Here is a 23736-nt window from a genome sequence, read left to right as displayed (position 1 = left end):
CAACTTGACGTACTACCAGCAAACTAGCCAACAAATACTCAGTCTATGTATTTGGCGCTTAAGGCTTGGCAACACTAGTGACATCCTTGTTAAGAACCCCTAAAGCTGTTGACAATTTCGGTTTATTTGGTGCAGAGGCTTTCAGTCCTGCCTTAATCTCATCGGCTTTATCTTCAATTTCTTTGTAGGTAGTCGGAGATTTAGCTTTAACTCGATCCTCAACCTTTGACCAGAAATCTTCAAATTTATCAAATTCCCCTTTAGCTTTGGTAAAATTTCCTGCCTCAACTGCGGTCTTAGTATTGGTTACAACACCCTGTAGACCTTGAAATTCAGTTGTTTTAGTGGGAGTGGCTACTGCACCAGGGGAGGTTGTCGCAGAGGGAGTGGCTGTTGTATCAGCGATAGAACTCCCAGCAGGTGGCGTCTGTGCAGTAGGTTCTTCACCCTTATTGCATCCAACCAAAGTCATTAGGCTGATTGCACCAACTATCAGTACTGGATTCAAACGATTCATTCTCAACTCCTCATCAAAACTCGTTTGTGTAGACTAGTACCGCAAAACGCAAATCAAAAGTCACCCATGCTTTAATTTTGGGTCTCGGCCTGTACTAGTGTTCTATATATTACGCTGACTATGAACAAAAATATTAGGTAATATTTTTGTCATTTAAATAGTAAAGCTATCAAGGTAAAAAACTCGGAAAGAACCAATATTTTCTCTTTCCGAGTTTTTTACTTGTCATGATTTACCTTAAGAACAGAGTCTATCAAGACTCCTCACACCAATTGCTGACTTCGGGTCTTGTCTGACAAGACTCGATTTTTCTCATCTCATTTGCATTTCAGGTGATATTAAGCCTACATTGTATTGGGAAAAAGTTTCTACTACCGGAAAAATACCATGAAACGTTCATTTCGTAAGTATCATCGTATCCTTGGCATCATCCTATCTGTGCCACTGATGTTAACCGTGCTGACTGGGATATTAACAACCTTTGTCCGCGAGTGGTCTATTGGTATAGGAGTTCCAGCTAGCTTCCTCTTAAGTATCCATACAGGCGAAATCTTTCATCTGCAAGGAATCTACCCAATTTTGAATGGATTAGGAATTTTGGGATTGTTGGTGACAGGATTAAATATGTCTGGTTTATTTGGTAAAAAAACTCGGCAAAACCCTAATAATTAAACTAAGAAGCTAATGGCAAACGTACCTGAAAGCAGCTACCAACACCGATTTCACTAGTGACGCTAATATCTCCTCCATGAGTTTTAGCGATCGCTAATGCAATAGCTAATCCTAAACCTAAGCCTCCCTCTCGCTGATTTCGAGCTTGATCTGCCCTCCAAAAGCGATTAAAAATTAACGGAATGTGTTCTGGAGCAACACCAATACCAGTATCTTGAATATTTATGGCTACAAACCGCTCAAGTTTAACCAGAGAAACTATGATAGTCCCTCCTTCAGGTGTATAATACAAAGCATTTTGCAACAGATTAGAAAATAATCGTTTTAGTTGAATAGCTTCACCTTTAATGAAAACTTCAGTTGATATTTCTGACTTCAGAGTAATTTTCTTAGATACTGCTTGCGGTTCCAAAAACTCTACCAAATCCTCTAATAATTCGTCTAAGGGAATAGTGATCCATGTAATCATTTTATGACTCATTACAGCATCGGTTCGAGCTAATAAAAGTAAATCTTCTACTAATCGAGTCATTTGATTACTTGCAGATGATATTGCTTCCAATTTATTTAAATTAGCTGGATGAATTCTCTCTGGATAATTCATAATCACTTCAACTGAAGTTTTAATAATTGTTAAAGGACTACGTAACTCGTGGGAAGCATCGGCAGTAAACTGTTTTAATTGTTGGATACTTTGCTCAATTGGCTGTAAAGATTGTCTTGTTAGCCACCAACCACCTAAGCCGCTAAGAACTATTACTATCAGTCCTCCTAACTCAAATCCCCATAAAACTCTATTGAGTTCTTCTTCTAATTCTTCTGTAGATTCACTTACCCGCACATACCCTTGAAGCTTTTTTTTCCTTCCAGTTAAACTATGCAGATAAACAGGAATAGTAATACTGCGAATTTTATGGTGTTGGCTGATGTCAAAATTAGCAGTAAAAGATATTCGAGAAATAGTGGTTCCTGCTTTAGCCAATAGCCGACCATTAGCATCAAATCATTCTACTCCTTGATGATTTTCACGTAAATCTTGCCAAGGAATATCTAAATCTCCATCATCATCATTGTCTAAAATTCGAGGTATTTTAGTATTAATTGCTTTTTTGTCTACTGGTGCTGCTATTAAGTTGTGAGAAGCTGCATTTGCTAAAGTGATAATTTCACTATCTAACTTTTGATAAAGATTATAAGATAAAAAATGATAGACAATTGTGGTAGCAGTCCCCCAAATTGTTACCATTACACCTAGATATGAAAATAAAAGCCGCCTTCCTAAAGCCTGAAGCATCAATTTAAAAAGTTTGTTTTAGTCGATAACCTAAACCGTATATTGTCTCAATAAAATCAACATTAGCTCCAGCAACTTTCAATTTTTGTCTTAAACTGCGAATATGAACCTTAATTGTTTCTTCTCCTGGCGGTTCTTCAAAAGACCAAAGATGTTTCAAAATATCGTTGCGATTAAACACTTGATGGCTATGACGTAAAAACAATTCCAAAATTTGATATTCTTTGGGAGTCAGATGTACTGGTTGTCCATTATATGTAACTTCATAATTACTTGGATCTAAACGTAACTTTTCCCACTCAAACACAGTGGGTAAAATAGTAATTCCCCGCCTTAGTAAAGCGCGAATACGAGCCATTAGCTCTTGTAAATCAAAGGGTTTAACAACATAATCATCCGCTCCTGCATCTAACCCGATTACTTTGTCTGTGCTAGTGTCTTTTGCTGTCAGCAACAGAATAGGTATAGAGTAGCCCTCTTGCCGTAGTTGTCTACACAATGTTATACCATCCAACTTTGGTAACATCAAATCTAACACTATTAAGTCATAAGGAAAGGCTTTAGCAAACTCCCATCCTACTTGACCGTCGCTAGCAATATCAACAAGATAATTTTGGTCAATTAGTACTTCTGCAAGTGCTTTTGCAATCCGATATTCATCTTCAACTAAAAGAATTTTCATAACACTTTTGTTCTGTTAACACCAAGATTATTGTTTTTCAAAACTAATAAAAGAGGGATAGTGTTGCGTACTTTCTTAACGTGCATTCTCAATACTACTTTCTGCCTGTAATATCATGTCCGGATAAATAGTTTGATTCCCACAGTCATTGCACCCCACCCCCAACCCCTCCCGAAAAGCGGGGAGGGGTTGGGGGTGGGGTTCTTCGGGTTTAATAAGTAATCAAGCGGACATGATATAAGCTAATCAACATTCAAGTTACATAATCAGGGCGGGCAAGATTGCCCACCCCACAAAATATTGAGAAAATTTTAAGATGAGTTCGCCAAAATGACAAATGCGTAGGCGTAGCTACCCGTAGGCATCGCAATAATTGCAACAATTTAGCTTTGTCATGCCAGCGTAACGCACCGCGAATCTTTGGTGGATGAAATTTTTCCGACTTGTGTGTACACAGTAGCCTTTTAGGAGAGAGACTTTGAATTTGAATTGTTCAGGCTCAACGCTCTCTAGCTTATTAACTCTGCTGACAATGATAAAGTTTATATTCGTAGCCATTCACCCTTGGCAAAGATTCAGTATCAGACATAATGCATGTTTTGACGGCTTCTGCTACAGGTGCGTGAAAGTTTACCAACCACAAGTCAAAAGGTCGTGGTAACGTCTTTAAAGTATTTTCCAAAGCAATGGTGGAAGTATTCGGGTCTTTGTCCTGATGGGCTAGGAGAAATAGAGGTTTTTGGAGTGAATTGGCAAGTTTAATCTCCCTGGCGACTCCCATCATTTCCCCAGTGTGTACATAAGTTTTGTGGGTGGTGGCAATTAGTACTGGTACTGGGGATGTTTGTTGAATTAGCCGCACAAACTGTTCAGGGCGATAATATTTTTGATAGCCGAGATTGCAGATTACTGTAACTGCACTGAAAAATCCCATTAGCCAAATTAACATCACGGCTTTTTTACCGTTTATTCCCCATCTACCTATGCTTTTTATTGCTTTGGGGGGATGCCAACAAACTGCGAGACTTGCTCCTAGTAAAATAACGATCGCAGGAAAGTAAACAAAGTTATATCTAGCACCTCTAGTCAAGTCAATACCCAAAAAGTACGTAAAGATAAAGAATAAAGCGATCGCACTAATTACAACTCCAATAAACACCTGAATCATAATCCGGTTTTCTGGGTGCTGTAGCTGAATCTTAATGCTACGCAGCAAAATTGGTACTGCCCAAATAAAGAAAGTCAGCATTACTATTCCAGAAGGAATCACTAGCAATAACTTTGAAGATTCAACTGGCAGGAGCGAAATCATTGCAATCAGTGTTCCTAAAGCTTGGAAAATGGGGCTTAACCAATCTAGCCCGACGCGCGAACCTCGAATCCACTCGGTCAAATTACTACGATTTCTATTCTCTAAAAAGATTGGTAGCCAAATTAAACTCGCAACAATTGTACCTGTAGCAACTGCATAGATGCGCCACCAGTTAGGAGAGAATAAAAGGGAAAATTTTTTGCTAGTCTGCAATTGCAGCCAAGCAAGAAAAATCAAAACTACAGCTTCTGTGCAGAGTGTAAGGGTGAAGAAGTAATGAGTTGCAACACCTAAAGCATTAATTCCTACCCAGAAAAGTACTATCGAAATGGGTAAAGGTGTGCGATTTTGAAGATGACGTGTCGCAATTACTAAGCAGGTAAAAGAGGCAATTACCCATAAGGCTGCCAAACTATAATGGCGTGCTTCTTGTGATAAAAAGATACCGTAGGGTGATACTGCCATCATCGCAGCAGCCAAGTGTCCGACTAATTGCGAACGAAATGCTATTCTACCTAATACGTAAATGCATGGGATGGAAGCAGCGCCGATGAGCGCGGGTAGCGCTCGCGCCCCAAAAAGTGATATTAATCCGCCGTCGCTGGGAAATAATTTCATCCACAGGTGAGCTAGTACAAAATACAGTGGTGGATGAGTATCTTGGGTAACTAAGTTATGAACCACATTACCAATACTAGCTGCTGGGTTTGGTTGTAGTGGTTGTAATAGGATATCAGGTGCGATCGCTTGATCTAGGGGTACTGATGAAAAAGTATTCCCCAAGCTAAATACCAAGGTGGAAAATTCATCAGTCCAAGGAGGCTTTGCGGTCAAGTTGGTTAGGCGCAAGCTGATGCCGATAATTAACCACATCAAGTTTAGAAAAGGGTGAAGCCAGGAAGGTGGGAGGTGATGCAAATTATGCCAATGCTTGCGTTGTAAGGCAGAGTTTGAACCTACCATTTGTAGGAAATGAGTAGCATAAGCAATAATTTTTCTGTAAAAATAAAATGCACCTTGGGAAAGAACTCTCATTACCTGGCCTCACACTTATGAATTTGTAGATTTGACGTTTTAGATTTAAGTTCGTTCTAGAGTCTAAAAACAAAAGTCAAAATCTCAAATCCATCATTGTGATTATTTCACGTCGGTAATGCGCCAGCTGAGTTTCAAATTAATCCAGAAATTCCAGATTGTAGCAACTGCGATCGCAATAAAGTTGGCGATGTAGCGGTTAGGAATCAAGAAATTGAATACTAAATTTAATATCAGCACATTCAATACCAATCCAGCAAGACAGATGGCGTTGAATTTCAAAAACCGCTTCAGACGTTGCCGCCATTCTTGCTGTCTGGCACTGACATCAGCAAATGTCCAAGCATCATTCCAAAAGAAATTATTTAAAATGGCAATTTCACCAGCAATAATTTTGCTGCGTGTCAGTGGCCAAGCTAAGGTAGTGGGATCGCTGAGTAAATAAAGAATTGCCATATCTACAAATACCCCACTTAGCCCAACCAACCCAAAGCGAAGGAATCGACCAACGGGGAAATTGACTTTTCTACTAAATCTTCCTACTCGCCCTGTGGAAAGCCGCAACCGCACTAGATGATGGATGTAATCTATATATTGCTTCCATGTAACCTTACTCTCACCTTCTTTGCGTTCGCAGAACACATACCCAACTTCGGCAACTTGGTCTACTTGTCCGCGCCCGATTACTTCTAAGAGAATTTTATATCCGACTGGATTGAGTGTTGCATTGGCGATCGCACTTCGGCGCACCATAAAATAGCCACTCATGGGGTCGGTAACTCTGCCCAGTACTCCTGGTAATATCACCAAGCCTAACAACTGAGCGCCACGAGACAAGATACGTCTAGCAATACTCCAGCTACTAACACCGCCTCCTTCAACGTGACGGCTGGCTACCGCTAAATCTGCTCCTTGGTCAACACTACGCAACAGTTGTGTCAGTACCTCTGGTGGATGCTGTAAATCGCCATCAATCACCCCCAACACACTCCCCGTAGCTGCTTGCCATCCGCGAATCACCGCCGAAGACAGCCCTCGTTCCTGCTGCCGTCGCATCACTCGCAACTGAGGGTATTCATCCGTTAAGGATTGTGCTATTTCCCAAGTTCTGTCTGGACTATCATCGTCTACCACAATTAATTCATACTTTCCTGGAATCGATTCATCTAGTAACTGAGTCAATATACTGACCACATTTTGGATATTGTCACGCTCTTTATAAGTAGGAATTACTAGAGAAAGATGAATAGATTCAGCACTTGTACCCGGATGGTTAGGAGGTAACTCTGAAATCTTTAGTGGCCCAGTTGGTACTGTTAACAGCGAGTTGGATGAGTTAATCTTCATAATTTAATATTACAGAACGAGGATGTATAAAGCTCCAGGTAAATAAAGCCAAACACTTGCTGGACTTATTGATTGAAGCTTGTTAGTCAAAATTCGATGAATAGTTTTGTGATTAGCTGTTCTGAAAAGTTTAGTAATTCCGGCACCTAAATTCAAAATTTTTTTATCAACTTCATTTAAACTTTACATTTAACCAATTGTTTTTATAGTACTGCTTGTTTCCTTACATAAGATTTTATACTTACAATAGATACTGTACCATTAAATCCCCAAAGTCAGCAAATATACAGTTTATTAAAACTATATGAAGACGTTTTAGTATTAGTAAGACTAATGTGCCAATCTAAATTTATTAAGTAGGTAGGCGTAATTAAATATAAGATCAAATCTCACCCTCAATCCCTCTCTTTACAAGACTCAGTACTGAGTAATCAGTAGCAAGAAGATTACTCAGTACTTTCGCACTATGGTAAAAACCCCGCTCGCAAGTGGCGCAGAATCTTTTTGTATGGAGTTAGTTGATACCCGCCTATAGTGTGGGCGGTCTTTTAATTCAGCACGTGCTAAACGCCCCACTTCCGCTAACTGAACTCTAAGCCAAGGCACTTTTCATTAAGGAGAAGGAAGCCGGAGGCATGGGGAGGTTTTATACTTAATTTGACCCACTTACTTAATGGAACTAAAGTAGTGATTGTAACCTAGTGGAAGATATAGCAATAGTAAGTGAAATCACTAACTTTGTTTACTCGTAATATTGGGTACTATAGTGTGGGTTTTATTACTATTGGAATGTTAATGTCTGTTTTACATAAATATACTGTTGTTATTCCTGTTAGTCTGAGCATTGCTTTGTTCGTTAGCAGTTGCACTGAAAACAAAGTCTCCCAGTGTCAGCGATTGATTCGAGTTGTGAATGCGGGAAATTCTCTGATTGATAAGAATAAAGGAACGCAAGTGATCACGAGTATACAACTGTCTAAAGATTTAGAATTTGTGACTAAATCGATTAAGGAACTGAATTTAACAGATCCCAAGCTGAAAGAATTTCAAAACGGTTTTGTGAAAATTTTTCAAAATCTCAGTCAATCGATCGCTAAAGCAGGTAAGGCACTTGGTGCAACCAAGACAGCAGAAGCCTCAGCATCTGGTAGAGAAAAAATCCAAAAGGCTAGAACTGAAATTGACTCAGCACTGACAACAGCTACAACGCTTGGTAAGCAGTCGGATACCCTAGTCCAGCAAATGAATAAGTATTGTAGCCAGCTAGAATAATCTATCTTGGGAATTGGGAATTGGGAATTGGGCAGAGGGGACTTACTGTAACTTCCCTCCTACCCCCTGCCCCTGCCTTTAAAGCGTACCCTTTGGGGAAGCAAGCTATGCGTAGCGTCCCATAGGGATAGAGTATCTTTTTTGTTTGAAAGTCCCTTATAGGGTAGCACAGCAGTGCTACTCTACCATAGGATATTTTTTACTGAAATTCCCTTAGCGATCGCCCCTTAAATACTAGTAGCTTATATCACTATTTTTTCAAAAACTTTCCTGATATACACCAACTTTTTCTGTCAAAAGAAGTATTGGTGCAAGTCAAATGAAATACCATGAGTGATATGAGTCTACTGATGGCGGGTGTGCTAGCAACAGCGCCAATCTCTGCGCTTAATTTACCAGAACAGTCTGTAATTACGTCAGATAATCTGGTGCAGCAGTCAACACAAGAAAATTTATCTCAAGTTATCTCACCTGCTGAAATTACACCGCCGGAATTTGTACAACCAGATATAACTACTTCATCAGCAATAAAGTATAAGTACGAAAATATACTTAAAAAAAGTAGAGAAAAAATTCAATTTAGAAATTCTTCTAACTTACCTAAATTAAAAGATACTCAAGCTGTAATTGAAGTTGCACAGAACCAGGAAAACACAGAAGAATTCTCTGTATCTCCAGACTCAGACAACCCAATGTCTCAAGTCACTTCGGTGTCACAACTTAAAGATGTGCAACCCTCCGACTGGGCTTTTGATGCTTTGCAATCCTTAGTAGAACGCTATGGCTGCATTGCGGGATATACTGATGGAACTTATTCAGGAAACCGCACTATCAGCCGTTATGAGTTTGCGGCTGGTTTAAATGCCTGTTTGGAAAAGATTAACGAAGCGATGCCTGCGGCGGGCTACGCCTACGCTAATCATAAAATTAATACTGTTAATAATGAAGATTTAATCCTGCTGCAAAGGTTGCAAGGCGAATTCAAAGCAGAGTTACAGCAATTACAGCAGCGTGTTGAGGCTGTAGAAAACCGGACTACTGAATTACAAGCCAATCGGTTCTCCACAACTACCAGATTATTTGGTCAAGCTGTTTTTAGTGTTCAGGGAACCAATAGCCCAGATGTAGATTTGTTTCCTAGAGATGGAGTTCCTGAACGCCGGGGAAAAACCAATCTAAGTTTCACAAGTAGCGCCCAACTAACTTTAGCAACTTCATTTACAGGGCGAGATTTGCTTTTAACAGGGCTATCTGCGGGTAATTTGGGTTCTAATGCATCGTTGCTATCTAACAATATGGGACGGTTGGGATTCGAGTCAAATACAGACAACAATCTAGTTATTAGTGACTTATCTTATCGATTTCTAGCCGCCGATAACTTGGGAATTGTCGTCGGTACGGCGGGAGTCAACCCTATCAATACCTTTCGCGGTATTAGCCCTCTAGAAGGTTCTAGTGACGGAGCAATTTCTCTATTTGGCCAGCGTAACCCGATTTTAAGTATTGGCAACGGCACTGGCGGTATAGGCTTTGATTGGCAAATTAGCGATCGCATCAGTTTGCAAGGCGTTTATAGTGCAGAAATAGCCAGTTATCCTGGCAACATCAACCAGGGCGGACTATTTGGCGGTAGATTTACTGCTGGCGCTCAGTTAAGTTTAGCACCCACCAATAACATCGATGTCGGCGTACATTATCTTTATTCCCACTCCCCAGATGGATTACTGGGAAGTGGTATCGGCGATTCTCAATTAATTTCGCCTTTTGCAGATGCAACCGCTTTTGATACTCAAGCCATTGGTGCTACTGTTGCTTGGCGAATCAACCCTAACTTGCAATTGGGCGGTTGGGGTGGTTTTACTTCTTCCAAACCATTCAACCTTCCTGGAAGCGTAGAAACTACAAACTGGATGGTGTTTGCAGCCTTCCCCAACTTGCTGCGTCCTGGAAATTTAGGGGGCGTTCTCGTTGGACAACCGCCCAAAATTACTTCGAGTACTTTACCCGATGGCTTCAATTTTCCCAAGTTTTCTGATGGGGGAACAGCAGGCGGACGTAGTGACACATCAATTCACGTAGAACTCTTTTACCGCGCCCAGTTGAGCGACAATATCGCCTTGACTCCGGGCTTATTCGTTATTTTCAATCCCGATCACAATGCAGCTAACGATACTTTAATCGTTGGAGCATTAAGAGCAACTTTCCGGTTTTAAATTTATACTGATGTAAATGTAATAAAGTACGCTATTTTCATACTAGTTAAGTCAGTATATAAATGCTTGTATTGCCCAATGGGAGCAAGAAAAATTTGTGCGTATTTTTTTATATGTGATTAAAGGAGCAAACTTTCTCATGAAATTAGATTCATTAACTAAATTGAGTTGTGCAGTTGTTAACAGCAGCAGTTTAGCCGCAATCATCATCGGTTTAGGTGGAACAAGTGCTTCTGCTCAAATCACAATTCAAAGCACTGGTACATTATCGGGCACTATCCAACTTCCCAGCATTAATCCCAATTTCAATAAAAGCATTACTCGTGTTGATACAGATGACACCGGAACTTACTCGCGGAACTTAGGAACTAAAAACAATCCTAATTACGTTCCGGTGTACAAGTCAGAGTATGCAAAAGTACAAACACGCAATGATGGAAGTTTGCATTACTTTGTTGACTTTAAAGGCATTCCCATTGTCTCTTTTAATGGCGTTTTGAATTCACCAATTCTCTCTGGCGGTGAGTTAACACCCTATAAATACCAGGGAAAATTGGCAGGAACTACATTTCAAGGAGTCGTTCAGGATGAATTTAATCTGACAAAAGCCTTATATACTGGTACTGTCACCGATCCAAAGACTGGGAATCAATATCAGGGCACTTTTGAAGTGAGTGGATATGGAGTCCGATATAGCGATCGCAATGGTGGTGCAACTCCCACAGTCTTTGATTTCAAGTCCGATTTCCCAGGTTCGCCAAAGGTGACATCTTTGGAAATGACTAACTCTCCCCTGGCGAGAATAACAATCAAAGTACCTGCAAATGCAACCCTCATAACTCCTACACCAGTTGGTGGTGGTAGTACGCCTACTCCCACACCAGTTGGTGGTGGTAGTACACCCACTCCAGCACCAGTAGTTAGCGGTGGTAGTACACCCACTCTCCCAACCATAGTTAATGGTGGAAGTGAATTCACTGTTACACCAATAGTTAATAGTGGAAGTGAATTCACTGTTACACCTGTAGTTAATAGTGGAAATGAATTTACTGCTACACCTGTAGTTGATAGTGGAAGTGCGATCGCTTCCCCTACACCTACAAGCAATAATTCTCCATCACCTTCTACTACACCTAAAATGGAATTTAGTAGCGGTAATTCTTTAGAGGTGAATCAAATAGTGGTTAACCCTGCAACCCTTGTTAAAGCCGCTTGCTTACAGGATTCTACCAATAGTTGCACAATACCCGCTTCACCCAAACAAGCGATCGGCCCCCGTAGTCGAGTGCTAGTACGTTAGTTAACGTGGGTTCGACTACCTTGAACTAAAATTCAAACCTGTCTTTCTCCAAATTCGAGAGGGACAGGTTTTGCGATCGCAACGCTTTTAGGGCAAATTGGTTTATCCTAATCGTCTGTGCGTGCGGTTTAAAAAGTAATTTATTAAACTACAGAGGCGCAGAGAACACAGAGAAAAAATTTTTACCCACCTTGAAAGGGCTAGTCCTAGATTATCAATTTAGACTTCTTAGCAAAAGCTTTATAGTGCTTCTGGAACTCTAGTAAGGCAAAATGAAATCTATATAATAACCATGACAAGAGCAACATTCCAGTTCGGGAATTCCACAGAAAACTATTCAATGGCTTTGTTGTCGCTGATACTTTTTATCAGTGGGAGATTTTACCCTAATGATTTTGTAGCTATACTAGTACAGCACGGCAGAAGTAAACCATCTATCTCAAATCTATGAAACCCTTACGTTGTATTCATTGTTAATTTTTAATTTTTAATTCCGCCTTGCGGTACTAGTGGCTGAAGCCGATTGATTGATAAATCTCATTCCCTTGGATAAAATATATAAAAACTCTAAATTTCAGACATATATTAAGTAAGCATTTATTTTTAAATGAGACAAAAACTTTTGTCTAAAATTGGAGGAAATAAATTCTGGGGGAATACAAAAAATTTATCAGTCACACTAACACTACAAAGTAAATCTAGATCGATCAAACGTCTTCTGAGTTAGCACCTATGAAAGAAGAATTGATAGCCAGAGTTATACAAGTATTGCGAATTAATATGAGTTGGATGACTTGGAATTTATTTCTGGCTTTTATACCTTTAGCTTTGAGTGTATGGCTATTTCGCTTTAGGCGTGGTGGCACTTGGCTTTGGTGGCTAGGATTTTTAGTTTTCTATGCTTTCTTACCAAATGCACCATATTTGTTGACCGATGTAATTCACTTGATAGATGATATTCGCACAATTCAATCGGTGTGGATGATTACTTTAGTACTCATTCCTCTGTATTTGCTCGTAATTCTTGGTGGATTTGAAGCTTATGTAATCTCGTTAATTAATTGGGGTTACTACTTACATCGCATCGGCAAGAGCCAATGGATTTGGCGCGTTGAGTTAATTACCCATTTTCTCTGCGCTGTTGGTGTTTATTGGGGGCGATTTCTACGTTTCAATAGTTGGGATTTTATTACTCAACCAGATGCCTTAATTACTAAAGGAGTAGAAGAAATCCTGGGAAAACAGCCCCTAGTAATTATTGCTATCACCTTTGTGGTACTTGCCGGTTTGTACTGGATTATGAAACGAGTAACTTTAGGTCTTAGCCAACCAGGTACTAGAATCGGGATTAAGTCAGAAAGCACTAACTCTAACACGCCAAACATTTGATGTTCGTGGCAACTTCAGATTTTAAATTTGGGGTTTTAATTAGTAATTACCTTAATTAATATTGCCTATCAAAAGAAAGATGCAACTAAAGCATCCTTAAGGTGAAATAAATTCAGAAGCAAACGGTTAGATTTTAACCGCCATCATCTGAAAATAACTTCCGATCAGATCGTTGACTATCGATGGTCTGATCTGATGTTTTTGTTTGCCTTGATAGGAGGGATATCTTATGGAATTAATCTCTAGAGAAGAAATAAAAACATTAATAGAACAGCCAAAAGGAAATTGTGTTTCAATTTATATGCCAACGCAACCAGCCGGGCCAGAAGTGCGACAAAATCCAATTCGCTTTAAAAATTTGGTCAAGGAAGCGGAGACTCGTTTAATTGATGCGGGTTTGGAGGAGAAAGATGCGATCGCATTATTGCAAAAATCTCATGAAATCGATACCCAAGAATTTTGGGAGCAAATGGGAGAAACAGGATTAGCGATTTTTATTTCTGAAAATATTTTTCGCTATTATCCTCTGCCAATTGATTTTCAAGAGTTGGTCGTGGTTACAGATCGATTTCACATCAAGCCACTGCTACCAATTTTAAATGGCAATGGTCGCTTCTATATCCTGGCTTTGAGCCAACAAGATGTCAGATTCTTGGAAGGAACACGCTACAGCGTCAAAGAAGTGGAAGTAGAAAATCTCCCTAAAAGTCTAGATGAAGCTCTGCAAAGAGACGATACTGCTAAAGAAGGTCAGTTTCGCATTGCAACATCCAAAGGGGGAACCTCCAATCCTTTTTCGCAACCAGGTACATTCCACGGACAAGGAAGCCCTGACAGGGATAGACGGCAAGAAGACATTTTACAATTCTTTCAGATTGTCGATCGCGCATTACACGAGAAACTGAAATTGCAAAAAGCGCCTTTGGTGCTGGCTGGGGTAGAATATCTCTTGCCTGTGTACAGACAAGCAAATACTTATCAGCATTTGATGGATGAAGCTATAACTGGCAATCCAGAAATTCTCAGCGCTCAAGAGTTACATAATCAAGCTTGGCCAATTGTCGAGGCTGATTTCCAGAAGTCTCAAGAAGAGTTTTTGGAGCAATTTCATGAATTGTTTAGTGGTGATAGTGGTAAAGCATCTAACAAACTCCAAGAAATTGTCTCAGCAGCTTATTACCAACGAGTAGATTCATTATTAGTTGCAGTTGGTCAACAACAGTGGGGTTTATTCGATCCAACCTCGGAAACAGTTTATTTACACCCAGAAAAAGAAACTGGTGATGAAGATTTGTTAGATTTTGTTGCTGCTCATACCTTATTAAATGGTGGCACGGTTTATGCTGTTCCTCCAGAACAGGTTCCGTATAGCACACCCGTCGTAGCAATTTACCGATATTGAACAAACATTTTGACGGTGTTGTATAAAGGTGAATGTGCTATATACAACACCAACAATGATTACGATTCGCTCCTTTATCAGTCAATCTTTAATCGGTTTAGCTCTTTTGAGTGCAACGGCTGTATTTACCCCGAATGCAACAGCAGAAACAATAATTGGGCAATCTGGCAATGTGCGGGCAGAAATATCTTATGACAAACCAGAGGAATTTCAGTATAAAAATGTGCGGCTGAAAATTATCCGAGCGGGTAAAACTGTTTTGGATCAAAAGCTGCCACGAGAAAGTGAATATGACAGACCTGTAGGAAATGTATCTGGGCAAGAAAATAACTTACCAGTGCAAGACTTGGACGGGAACAAGGAACCAGAAATAATTGCCGATTTCTTTACAGGTGGAGCGCACTGTTGTACTTATTCATTGATTTACCATTACGACAGCAAATCCCAAAAGTATATTAAAATTAGCCATGAATGGGGCAATGGTGGTTATCAACTCAAAGATTTAGACAAAGATGGACTGCCAGAGTTTGATAGCCAAGACGATCGCTTTGCCTATGCTTTTACAGCTTATGCTGCTTCTGCCTACCCCCTACAAATTTGGCATTATCGCCAAGGTAAAATGATTGATGTGACTCGTAGCTATCCAAAATTAATCTTCAATCATGCTTCAGAGCTATGGCAAGGTTATACAGAGGCACGGCAACAAGGCGATGATGGCAAAGGCTTTCTAGCCGCGTATTTAGCAGATAAATATCTTCTAGGTCAAGGACAAGATGGATGGGGGCGAGTGCAGCAAGCTTACAAAAAAAACGACCGCACCAAATACTTCGCCGATTTACGTAAGTTTTTGCGCGAAACTGGCTACATTAAATAACAGACGCGATTAATCGCGTCTCTACTCGCACCTTTTGTACAAACGCGATTTAATGTCTAATTAAGTTTTCGTCGTGCTGCTGCTAAAATTAAGCGTTGTTCAGCACGAGCGATCGCCTGATATGTTCGCTCAACTGCTTCCGGTTCAACAGAAATGGAAGTTATGCCCCATTCCACTAATTGATCGATGATTTCTGGGTAGAGGGCTGGTGCTTGACCGCAGATTGAACAAGGTATATCAGCATTTTTAGCCATTTGGATTAGTTGAGCGATCGCACTCATAACTGCGGGATGACGTTCGTTAAATACTTTTGCTAGCTGTCCTTGCTCTCGATCCACTCCGAGCAATAATTGGGTTAAATCGTTTGTACCAATAGAAATTCCGGCTACACCTGCTTTCACATATTCCGGCAGTAAAAACAGCACGCTTGGCACTTCTGCCATGATCCACAGTTGAAACTCTGACACTTCGGTTAAAAGAGCTTGCTCAACTTTGCGACGACAAAAAACAAATTCTTCTACAGTCCGCACAAAGGGCAATAGTAGGTTGACGTTGCTGTAGCCAGCTTGCTGTGCATTCGCTAAAGCTTGTAGTTCTAACTCAAATACTGCGGGATTTCGTAAATAGCTAAAAGTACCGCGTTCACCCAACATCGATTGCGGCGAAGATTCTAAATTATCACTCAACGATGGTAAATCTTGCGATCGCCAATCTAAAGAACGATAAAAAACTGGTCTGGGTGCAAAACCACGAGCAAACTGCATAATCTCCTCAGACCATCGCTCTAATAATTCTGCCTGACGACCGCCTAAAATCCAGTTATTAGGATGTTCTCCATCCAATATATTTAATATCATCAATTCTGAGCGCAACAATCCCACTCCATCCACAGGGAAGTTTTGCACTTCTTCTATTAAACTGGACTGACTCAAGTTAACCAGCAGTTGAGTAGCAATCATGGGTAGACGAGTAGTAACAGCAGAATAGAGCGCTTTGGAGTAATTTTGGGAAAGAAAATTTTCTCCTCCCAGTTTCCCACCTTCCTGATCTCTGCCTTGTTCCATCTCCTCCTTTGAGTCTCCTTTGATTCGATAAATTTCTCCTTTGTCGCCATCAAGCAGCACTCGTTCGCCTGTTTGAATTAAAGTTGTGGCAGATGTTGCGTTTACTACGGCTGCGATCCTTAACTCTCTGGCAAGAATGGCAGCATGGCTGGTTAATCCGCCTTGTTCTGTGATAATACCAGCAACTTGGTGTAGTAATGGTAGCCAATCAGGAGTAATTGTTGGTACTACTAAAATCACTCCCTTGGGTAGTTGTTCGGGTTTTTGTTGCGAATTAGTAATTACCAGGGCAGTTGCTACAACACGTCCCCTAGCCGCTCCTAGCCCCCTAATGAAGTGTCCGTGGGGAATTACAGATTGGGAAGAACTAACTTGTGTGATGTAGAGTTTGTTAGATGTGGTTTGCCCGGCAATAGTCCATTTAATGGTAAAAGTTTTACCTAGTTCGCTGACAAGTTGAGTTCCCAGAGCAATTATTTGTTGTAAATATTCTTCTTGTAAAGCGTACTGTTTTTGCTGGGCTTCCTGAAGTACGTAGGTATTCAGACAAGTACGATCTGGCGTTAGCGCTGAGTTAGGTACGGGTTGCTCAAAAGTTTCAGGTGCTGCATCATCCACGCTATAAGCCAGCATTTTATTACCCAATTGTTGCTCAAGCACAACCCCAGTTTCCTGTTGAATGTAGTAGACATCTGGCTGGACTTCGCCAAGAGCGATCGCAATTCCTAATCCCCAAGTAGCCTCAATTTCCCACCCAGAAGAGTTGGCTGTGAGCAAACCACTGGCGATCGCATTCTCAACAGGTTGCACCAAAACTGCTAAATTTATTTGTTGCAGATTAACTCCTATCCGTTGCCAATATAGGAGACTTCTAGCTCGAAATATCTGGCTCCAGGTGCGTTTTAGGGCAAAAGCGATCGCTTCCGGTTCGCACTGGCAAAACACCGACTCTAGCAAACCCGACATATTCTTCATGCCTGGGGTAGCAGTTGATACTGCTAAGGTAGGTCGAAGAATCAAACAGCCAGTTTGCCACTCTTTAGCTGCTTGGAAAATTGTATTCACCCATTCCTGTGGCACTGTCGCAGTTAGAATTTCTTGACGTAAGCGACTAGCTACCTGCTGAAGTTGCCGCCAATTAGTGACATCCAGGTGTAATGAAGAATGGGGTAAGTCAGCTACTAAGGACTCTGAACTATTGAGATTTTCGAGAAATTGTCGTAAAATTTCCCCTGACACAACAAAACCAGGCACTACCGGATAACCACGCTGGATAATTTTGCTCAAGTGAAACGCTTTGTCACCTACTTTGGTGCGGTCTTGTAATTTAATTTGGTCTAGCCAGTAGAGTTTATCCACTCAATTTGTTAGTTGTCAGTTGTCTATTTATACCCATAGGTATGCCCTCCTGGTACGTTATCTGTCGTTAATCCACTGAATCCTGAATCAGCACTTCTGAATAGGAATAGTTATAGCATTTACGTTGAATTTCTCGATCTTGTTAGTAGCTAATTGCTATTTACACGATGAATTACTGGTAATTAGACTCCTTTGAAAATCAAATTTTTGCCTTCATTTCATATTTCATTATTGAGTGTATAGATTAAATCTAGCAATTTCAGGTAAAACTTTATAGCATCAGTGATTTTAAACAGTCTAAAAAGTATAGCAAGGGACTGGGGACTGGGTGAAAAGTCTTTTTGTGTCTAAGTTTCATCATCTGTTGATGTCCTAACCACCAAGGCTTGTGCTATATTTAATAAATTTAAAAGTCATGGAGTTTAACCAAATTATGAGCATTGCCATAACTTCACAATGGAAAGCTCAATTTATTTTCCAAAAAAATATTATTGAAAAATAATCCTAATAATAAACTATATTAATTAGTAGGTTTAGTAGGTTAAAAAGCACTCATGAATTAATATAATCCAAATATGAGAGCTAGCTATTGCACTACCCCATTGAATTAAACTCTATTAATACAAATATTACCAGTTAACCTAGTATATATAAGACTACTATTTGATTTTTGAAAAGATACGTAGGGGAGCCAGTAGCGTGGGCGGGTTTCCCGACTTGAGCTACTTCGTAGTGGTAGCGACGCAGGAGCGTCGCTGGCGTTGCGTTAGCACGGAGAGTACGGCACAAAAGCCTTAAGAATGGTGCGTTACAGCTTACGCCTAACACTCCACTACAAATACTTAGATTTTTCAGAAATCAAATATGATTCCTATTGAATACTCTATACGAGACTAAGCATTGTCAAACACTTACTACCTTGCAACGAATGATTGGCTAAATATCAGCCTCAGACTATGTATTGCATTGGCTATTGGAGCAATTATCGGTTTAGAACGCCAAATTAGCCGCAAACCAGCTGGTTTAAGAACTCACATGCTGGTGAGTTTAGGTTCAGCTATATTTACCTTAATAATTATTCAAACAGGAGGAGTGCAAAATAGTCCTGATGCACTAAGCCGAGTCATTCAAGGGATTGCGGCCGGTATAGGATTTCTCGGTGCTGGAGAAATTGTGCGCCAATCTTCTCAAGAATTACAGCGATTTGAAATTCACGGACTTACCTCAGCCGCGGCTATTTGGGTGTCAGCTGCATTAGGAATTGCTGCTGGCTGTGGTTTGTGGCAGTTAGGATTGATTGCTACTTTGCTAACTTTTTTAATTCTCAACGTTTTTAAAAGGCTAGAAAAACATCAATAATCAATCGTAAACGATGTTTTTAGGTTCATACACAAAATGATTATTTTGTACAGTACCTAATCCCTAAATTAGGATAAATTTGGGATTATTTCTCCTGCTTTCACAAAAAGAATTTGGGAGGACTTCAGCCATTGAGAATCAAAAGAACCCAAGTGAGTGGTGGTAATTAAAGTTTGAAAGCGGTCTTGAATAGCATCCAGCAATTGATTTTGACGGGATAAATCAAGTTCGGCAAGAACATCATCAAGCAATAGCAATGGTGGTTCTTTTACGACTTCTTCAATTAATTGTAATTCGGCTAATTTTAAGGCTAGAACCAGCGTTCGTTGTTGACCTTGAGAACCGTATTGACGAGCGGGTGTCTGATTAATAGTTAATTCTATTTCGTCTCGATGGGGCCCGACAAGAGTAGTACCTTGGTGCAGTTCGGCAACGGTTCGTTGCTGAATTTTTGCTAAAAAAGCTTGCTGCACTTCTTCTGGATGATTATCTTCTAAAGGAATATTAGGCACGTAATTGATTTGCAGAATTTCTGTACTGCCGCTAATACTGGCGTGCCAAGCACTAGCAATAGGAGCTAATCTTTGTATAGCGCGATCGCGTCGTCTAATTACCCTGGTTCCCGTGGTAGCTAACTGTGCATCCCAAATACCCAGTTCAGAGTCTTGAGTGCTAAGTTCTGAATCTTGAGTTTTTTTTAAAAAGGCATTTCGCTGGCGTAACACATGGTTATACTGCTGCAAAATGTGAGCATAAACTGGTTCGAGTTGAATTAAAAGTGTATCCAACCAGTTGCGACGACCTTCCGGGCCGCCACGTACTAAGTCTAAATCCAAGCTAGAAAACTGGACTGCATTGATAACACCAAGAAAATCCATTTGACGGCGAATAGATTCACCATTGATTGCAACACTGCGGCGACCATTGCGGCGCAAAGTTAAAGTTAGGTCACTAACGCCTGTTTGTCGCTCAAGGGTGGCATTAATTTGAGCTATGGCTTCCCCTTCTTGAACTAAATCGCGATCGCGGGTCATTCGGTGCGATCGCAATGTCGCCAGTAACTCTACCGCCTCCAACAAATTCGATTTTCCCTGAGCGTTATTACCCACCAAAATTGTTTTAGCAGCATCAAACTCAACCTTCTGGTCTTGGTAATTGCGAAATTGTCGGAGGTTTAGAGTTTTCAAATACATTGCGAGGATTGGGAATTGGGAATTGGGGATTGGGGATTGGGAAATTGGGAATTGGGGATTGGGAATTGGGAATTGGGAATTGGGAATTGGGGAGAATAACATTACCTTACCTCTTTCCCCCTGCTCCCTGCCCCCTGCCCCATTCCCCATTCCCCCTGCCCCATTCCCCATTCCCCATTTAGACAGCCTTCTTGCCCATAATCCGCAAAAATATTTTCTCCGCTTCAATCCAGACAAACATTAAGGCACTGAAGCCAATACAAACTCCCAATTCTTGCATGTTGAGATAGTGAGTACCGAAGAAATCTCGCAGGGGTGGGACATAAACTAGCATCAATTGCAAAATCGTGGTGACGACAACAGCCGCTAGTACAAATATATTAGAAAAGGGATTCATTTCGATGGCCAGTCGGTTATTAGAGCGAATGGCGATCGCATGTCCCATTTGGGCAATACACAAGGTAGTAAATACCATCGTTTTCCAAGCTTCGGGATTGCCTTGATACCCAGCTGCATGGGTATGTTGATAAGCCCACCACATCAAGGCAATACTGATAATGGCAAAAATGATCCCAATGCGAATCATGTAAGAACCTAATCCCCTAGCGAAAATACTTTCGCGGGGGCTAAAAGGCGGACGTTGCATTACATCCGGTTCTGGAGGTTCCACAGCTAATGCCAAAGCTGGTAAACCGTCTGTCACCAAATTCATCCACAAAATTTGTAAAGGAGTAAGGGGAACGCCTCCCAAACCAATTAAGGGTGCGGCGGCAATTGTCAAAACTTCACCAATGTTACTGCCCAGGATGTATTTAATAAAGCGGCGAATATTGGTGTAAACAACTCTACCTTCCTTGGTGGCGCTGACAATGGTGGCGAAGTTGTCATCAAGTAAGACCATATCGCTGGCTTCTTTACTAACATCAGTGCCAGTAATGCCCATCGCAATCCCGATATCGGCTTGTTTGAGGGCTGGGGCATCGTTGACACCATCACCCGTCATCGCTACAAATCGTCCCCGACGTTGCAATGCTTGGACAATTCGCAGTTTGTGTTCTGGCGAAACCCTAGCATAGATGCTTACCAAGTCAACGTTTTCCTCTAATTCCTGGTCGCTCATCCGTTGCAATTCTTGACCTGTGAGGACACGTGCGCCTTCCTCTGCAATTCCCAAATCAGTAGCGATCGCTCGTGCAGTTAATTGGTGGTCGCCAGTAATCATCACTGGGCGAATTCCGGCTTCTCGGCATTCTTGTACGGCTGCCCTTACTTCTGGGCGTGGCGCATCCAGCATTCCCACCAATCCCAGCCATACCAAACCTTGCTCAGATGCCTCATCTGAACCGTCTGGTGGAATTTCTGCCAGGGGTTTGTAGGCAAAACCTAGCACCCGTAAACCTTTACTCGCCATCAAGTCATTTTCTGTCAAAACATTTTGGCGTTGTGCTTCGGTTAAGGGGGCTGTGTCATTGCCCAAATGGATTTGAGTGGAACGTGCCAAGATTAACTCTGGGGAACCTTTGGTAAACATTAAGTAAGGTTCAGATTGGAGCAAGCCAGCGATCGCTGGGTCAACGTCTCTCGAAGACGCTTCACCTGTGGCGACTCCTTCCACCTGAGAAATCACGCTCATCCGCTTACGTTCTGAGGAGAAGGGAAACTCGGCAACGCGAGGTAACTTACTGTTCCACTGGTCTTTTTCGATTCCAGCTTTTCCTGCCAGAGTAACTAATGCCCCCTCTGTAGGATCTCCCAAAATTGCCCATTCCCCTTGTTCTTTTTGCAACACTGAATCATTACAAACAGCACAGGCGACTGATAAAGCTGAAATTTCTGGAGATTCTTCTAAGGAAACTTTTTGACCATCTAACTGAAAGTCCCCTGTAGGAGCGTAACCTTCGCCGGTGACGCGAAAAGTCTTGTCATTGGTATAAACCGATTGCACGACCATTTTATTTTGCGTCAGCGTGCCGGTTTTATCCGAACAGATGGTGGTTACAGAACCCAAAGTTTCCACTGCGGGCAATTTGCGAATCAAGGCATTTTGGCGCACCATTCGCTGGGTTCCCAGCGCTAGAGTCACGGTAATTACAGCAGGTAAACCTTCTGGCACCACAGCAACCGCCATACTCAAGGAAACTTCCAAGAGTTCTTGGATGTTTTTAAAACCTCCATCCTTGATGACACCACCAATAACAACGATCGCCACCAAAATCAAAGAACCCGTAACTAGGACGTTACCCAGTTGAGTCATTCGTTGCTGTAAGGGCGTAGGTTCACTTTCCACCGCCTGCAACATGGTGGCAATTTTGCCTATTTCTGTTGTCATGCCGGTATTAGTTACCAGAACCTTCGCCCGTCCTTGGACTACTTCAGTTCCTTGATACACGACATTGAGGCGATCGCCTAATGATGTTTCCTCGGGCAATTTTAATGATGCCTGTTTATTTACCGCTTCGGCTTCCCCTGTCAATGCCGACTCACGCACTTGTAAATTTGACTGTTCGATCAAGCGTCCATCTGCGGCTATCTGCATCCCAGCTTCCAGCAGCATTACATCCCCTGGCACTAGTTCCTTGGCTGCTATCTCCACCAGTCTTGCGTCGCGGATGACTCGCACTAAGGGAGAGGTAAGTTTTTTTAAAGCTGCCAAGGCTTTTTCGGCACGGCTTTCTTGGACGTAACCGAGTATGCCATTGAGAATAACAATTGCTAAAATAGCGATCGTATCTTTAAATGGCACTTCACCGTCCTTTAAGCGACCCTCGCGCAAAGCCATCAGGTCTAAAAATCCAGAAATCAAAGCCACGCCAATCAGCATCAACAACATAATGTTCTTGAACTGATCCAGCAAAATTTCCCAAGTACTACGCCCAGCAGTTTCTTCAAGTTCGTTGGGGCCGTATTTTTGTAATCTCTGTTCAATTTCTTGGGGTGTTAAGCCACTGTCTGCATTACTATCGAGCAGGTCTAGCGCTTTATTAACTTCTAAACTATGCCAAACGGCGGCACCTTCAGGCAGAGAATTAGCAGACATCGTGTAGGTCACAGCAAATGGTTACAAAATTCGATCATAATTTAGTGATGGCAGGAATTCCATCTTTTAAAGTTACATTAAGGCGATCGCCCAGCTATATGAATGTATACGTAATTCTTAACATTTGTAAATTCCTCATAGTTTGACATAGTATTCTTTCTCACGAAAGAGTTAATCGGAACACATTTTACCGATAATTATGAGTAATAGAGCTTAGAAAAAGAGGCAAGGGAGCAGGGAGTAAGGGGCAGGGGGCAGGGGGCAGGGAGCAGGGGCAAAAAATCGTTTTGATGCGATGAAATTGGATAATTTATTTCTTGGAAGTCCCTAAACAAGAACCACCCCCCTGTTGTGGAGAATTAAGAGCCATGCTCTGCTCCATAGCAGTCTTTAATAGAGGTGATTTCCCCTTGCC

General features: G+C 41.3%; 17 protein-coding genes. 8 read left to right on the top strand and 9 right to left on the bottom strand.

Features of this window, described 5'->3' with window-relative positions; all coding sequences use genetic code 11:
- Nucleotides 1-58: 58 nt before the first annotated feature.
- Nucleotides 59-517 (bottom strand): DUF4363 domain-containing protein, encoded by a 459-nt coding sequence (locus tag RMZ41_RS15940; protein WP_322642381.1) that lies wholly within the window; start codon nucleotides 515-517, stop codon nucleotides 59-61.
- A 387-nt stretch (nucleotides 518-904) separates the two neighbouring features.
- Here RMZ41_RS15940 and RMZ41_RS15935 point away from each other — a divergent pair, with 387 nt between their 5' ends.
- Complete coding sequence (locus RMZ41_RS15935) at nucleotides 905-1189, top strand: peptidase (protein ID WP_322642380.1); 285 nt, start codon at nucleotides 905-907, stop codon at nucleotides 1187-1189.
- 1 nt (nucleotide 1190) lies between these two features.
- On the opposite strand, the gene RMZ41_RS15930 is transcribed toward RMZ41_RS15935, so the two are convergent.
- The 5 genes from RMZ41_RS15930 to RMZ41_RS15910 all read right to left on the bottom strand — a co-directional run bounded on the left by RMZ41_RS15930 (nucleotide 1191) and on the right by RMZ41_RS15910 (nucleotide 6859).
- Complete coding sequence (locus RMZ41_RS15930) at nucleotides 1191-2171, bottom strand: sensor histidine kinase (protein ID WP_322642379.1); 981 nt, start codon at nucleotides 2169-2171, stop codon at nucleotides 1191-1193.
- A 21-nt stretch (nucleotides 2172-2192) separates the two neighbouring features.
- Nucleotides 2193-2435, bottom strand: a complete 243-nt coding sequence (locus RMZ41_RS15925; protein WP_322642378.1) for a hypothetical protein — start codon at nucleotides 2433-2435, stop codon at nucleotides 2193-2195.
- Between the two features lie 52 nt (nucleotides 2436-2487).
- Nucleotides 2488-3165 carry a response regulator transcription factor gene (locus RMZ41_RS15920; protein WP_322642377.1) on the bottom strand — a complete coding sequence of 226 codons (678 nt, stop codon included), beginning with the start codon at nucleotides 3163-3165 and terminating at the stop codon, nucleotides 2488-2490.
- Nucleotides 3166-3682: 517 nt separating this feature from the next.
- On the bottom strand, nucleotides 3683-5350 hold the full coding sequence (locus tag RMZ41_RS15915) for a phospholipid carrier-dependent glycosyltransferase (RefSeq protein ID WP_322642399.1): 1668 nt from the start codon (nucleotides 5348-5350) through the stop codon (nucleotides 3683-3685).
- A gap of 264 nt (nucleotides 5351-5614) precedes the next feature.
- Nucleotides 5615-6859 (bottom strand): glycosyltransferase, encoded by a 1245-nt coding sequence (locus tag RMZ41_RS15910; RefSeq protein ID WP_322642376.1) that lies wholly within the window; start codon nucleotides 6857-6859, stop codon nucleotides 5615-5617.
- 795 nt (nucleotides 6860-7654) lie between these two features.
- On the opposite strand from RMZ41_RS15910, the gene RMZ41_RS15905 reads away from it, so the two are divergent.
- The 6 genes from RMZ41_RS15905 (at nucleotide 7655) to RMZ41_RS15880 (ending at nucleotide 15309) form a co-directional block, all read left to right on the top strand.
- Nucleotides 7655-8131, top strand: coding sequence for a hypothetical protein (locus RMZ41_RS15905; RefSeq protein WP_322642398.1), 477 nt, complete (start codon nucleotides 7655-7657; stop codon nucleotides 8129-8131).
- 329 nt (nucleotides 8132-8460) lie between these two features.
- Complete coding sequence (locus RMZ41_RS15900) at nucleotides 8461-10344, top strand: iron uptake porin (RefSeq protein ID WP_322642375.1); 1884 nt, start codon at nucleotides 8461-8463, stop codon at nucleotides 10342-10344.
- A 139-nt stretch (nucleotides 10345-10483) separates the two neighbouring features.
- Nucleotides 10484-11644 (top strand): hypothetical protein, encoded by a 1161-nt coding sequence (locus tag RMZ41_RS15895; RefSeq protein WP_322642374.1) that lies wholly within the window; start codon nucleotides 10484-10486, stop codon nucleotides 11642-11644.
- A 732-nt stretch (nucleotides 11645-12376) separates the two neighbouring features.
- Nucleotides 12377-13033, top strand: coding sequence for a DUF1361 domain-containing protein (locus RMZ41_RS15890; protein ID WP_322642373.1), 657 nt, complete (start codon nucleotides 12377-12379; stop codon nucleotides 13031-13033).
- A 229-nt stretch (nucleotides 13034-13262) separates the two neighbouring features.
- Nucleotides 13263-14435, top strand: coding sequence for a hypothetical protein (locus tag RMZ41_RS15885; protein ID WP_322642372.1), 1173 nt, complete (start codon nucleotides 13263-13265; stop codon nucleotides 14433-14435).
- 55 nt (nucleotides 14436-14490) lie between these two features.
- The gene (locus RMZ41_RS15880; protein ID WP_409875409.1) at nucleotides 14491-15309 is read left to right on the top strand and encodes a hypothetical protein; all 819 of its coding nucleotides are present in this window, start codon (nucleotides 14491-14493) and stop codon (nucleotides 15307-15309) included.
- A gap of 56 nt (nucleotides 15310-15365) precedes the next feature.
- Here RMZ41_RS15880 and RMZ41_RS15875 read toward each other — a convergent pair whose 3' ends face one another.
- On the bottom strand, nucleotides 15366-17732 hold the full coding sequence (locus tag RMZ41_RS15875; RefSeq protein WP_322642370.1) for a putative PEP-binding protein: 2367 nt from the start codon (nucleotides 17730-17732) through the stop codon (nucleotides 15366-15368).
- Between the two features lie 900 nt (nucleotides 17733-18632).
- On the opposite strand from RMZ41_RS15875, the gene RMZ41_RS15870 reads away from it, so the two are divergent.
- Nucleotides 18633-19091: an MgtC/SapB family protein gene (locus tag RMZ41_RS15870; protein ID WP_322642369.1), complete on the top strand. Its 459-nt coding sequence runs from the start codon at nucleotides 18633-18635 to the stop codon at nucleotides 19089-19091.
- Nucleotides 19092-19159: 68 nt separating this feature from the next.
- On the opposite strand, the gene recF is transcribed toward RMZ41_RS15870, so the two are convergent.
- Complete coding sequence (gene recF, locus RMZ41_RS15865) at nucleotides 19160-20284, bottom strand: DNA replication/repair protein RecF (RefSeq protein WP_322642397.1); 1125 nt, start codon at nucleotides 20282-20284, stop codon at nucleotides 19160-19162.
- A 178-nt stretch (nucleotides 20285-20462) separates the two neighbouring features.
- Entirely contained in the window at nucleotides 20463-23321 is a 2859-nt protein-coding gene (locus RMZ41_RS15860) for a cation-translocating P-type ATPase (RefSeq protein ID WP_322642368.1), read from the bottom strand.
- Nucleotides 23322-23736 lie beyond the last annotated feature (415 nt).

This window comes from Nostoc sp. DedVER02, assembly GCF_034530675.2.
In the GTDB taxonomy this organism is placed as follows: domain Bacteria; phylum Cyanobacteriota; class Cyanobacteriia; order Cyanobacteriales; family Nostocaceae; genus Nostoc.
The sequence above is the reverse complement of the archived record's forward strand: the minus strand, read 5'-3'. Positions and strand labels throughout refer to the sequence as shown.

Bases quoted from the DNA above. Each gene is read 5' to 3' on its own strand.
- RMZ41_RS15900 (WP_322642375.1), top strand. From the start codon at position 8,461: ATGAGTGATATGAGTCTACTGATGGCGGGTGTGCTAGCAACAGCGCCA.
- RMZ41_RS15940 (WP_322642381.1), bottom strand. From the start codon at position 517: ATGAATCGTTTGAATCCAGTACTGATAGTTGGTGCAATCAGCCTAATG.
- RMZ41_RS15880 (WP_409875409.1), top strand. From the start codon at position 14,491: ATGATTACGATTCGCTCCTTTATCAGTCAATCTTTAATCGGTTTAGCT.
- recF (WP_322642397.1), bottom strand. From the start codon at position 20,284: ATGTATTTGAAAACTCTAAACCTCCGACAATTTCGCAATTACCAAGAC.
- RMZ41_RS15935 (WP_322642380.1), top strand. From the start codon at position 905: ATGAAACGTTCATTTCGTAAGTATCATCGTATCCTTGGCATCATCCTA.
- RMZ41_RS15910 (WP_322642376.1), bottom strand. From the start codon at position 6,859: ATGAAGATTAACTCATCCAACTCGCTGTTAACAGTACCAACTGGGCCA.
- RMZ41_RS15920 (WP_322642377.1), bottom strand. From the start codon at position 3,165: ATGAAAATTCTTTTAGTTGAAGATGAATATCGGATTGCAAAAGCACTT.
- RMZ41_RS15860 (WP_322642368.1), bottom strand. From the start codon at position 23,321: ATGTCTGCTAATTCTCTGCCTGAAGGTGCCGCCGTTTGGCATAGTTTA.
- RMZ41_RS15915 (WP_322642399.1), bottom strand. From the start codon at position 5,350: ATGTGGTTAATTATCGGCATCAGCTTGCGCCTAACCAACTTGACCGCA.
- RMZ41_RS15890 (WP_322642373.1), top strand. From the start codon at position 12,377: ATGAAAGAAGAATTGATAGCCAGAGTTATACAAGTATTGCGAATTAAT.
- RMZ41_RS15895 (WP_322642374.1), top strand. From the start codon at position 10,484: ATGAAATTAGATTCATTAACTAAATTGAGTTGTGCAGTTGTTAACAGC.
- RMZ41_RS15905 (WP_322642398.1), top strand. From the start codon at position 7,655: ATGTCTGTTTTACATAAATATACTGTTGTTATTCCTGTTAGTCTGAGC.
- RMZ41_RS15885 (WP_322642372.1), top strand. From the start codon at position 13,263: ATGGAATTAATCTCTAGAGAAGAAATAAAAACATTAATAGAACAGCCA.
- RMZ41_RS15925 (WP_322642378.1), bottom strand. From the start codon at position 2,435: ATGGTAACAATTTGGGGGACTGCTACCACAATTGTCTATCATTTTTTA.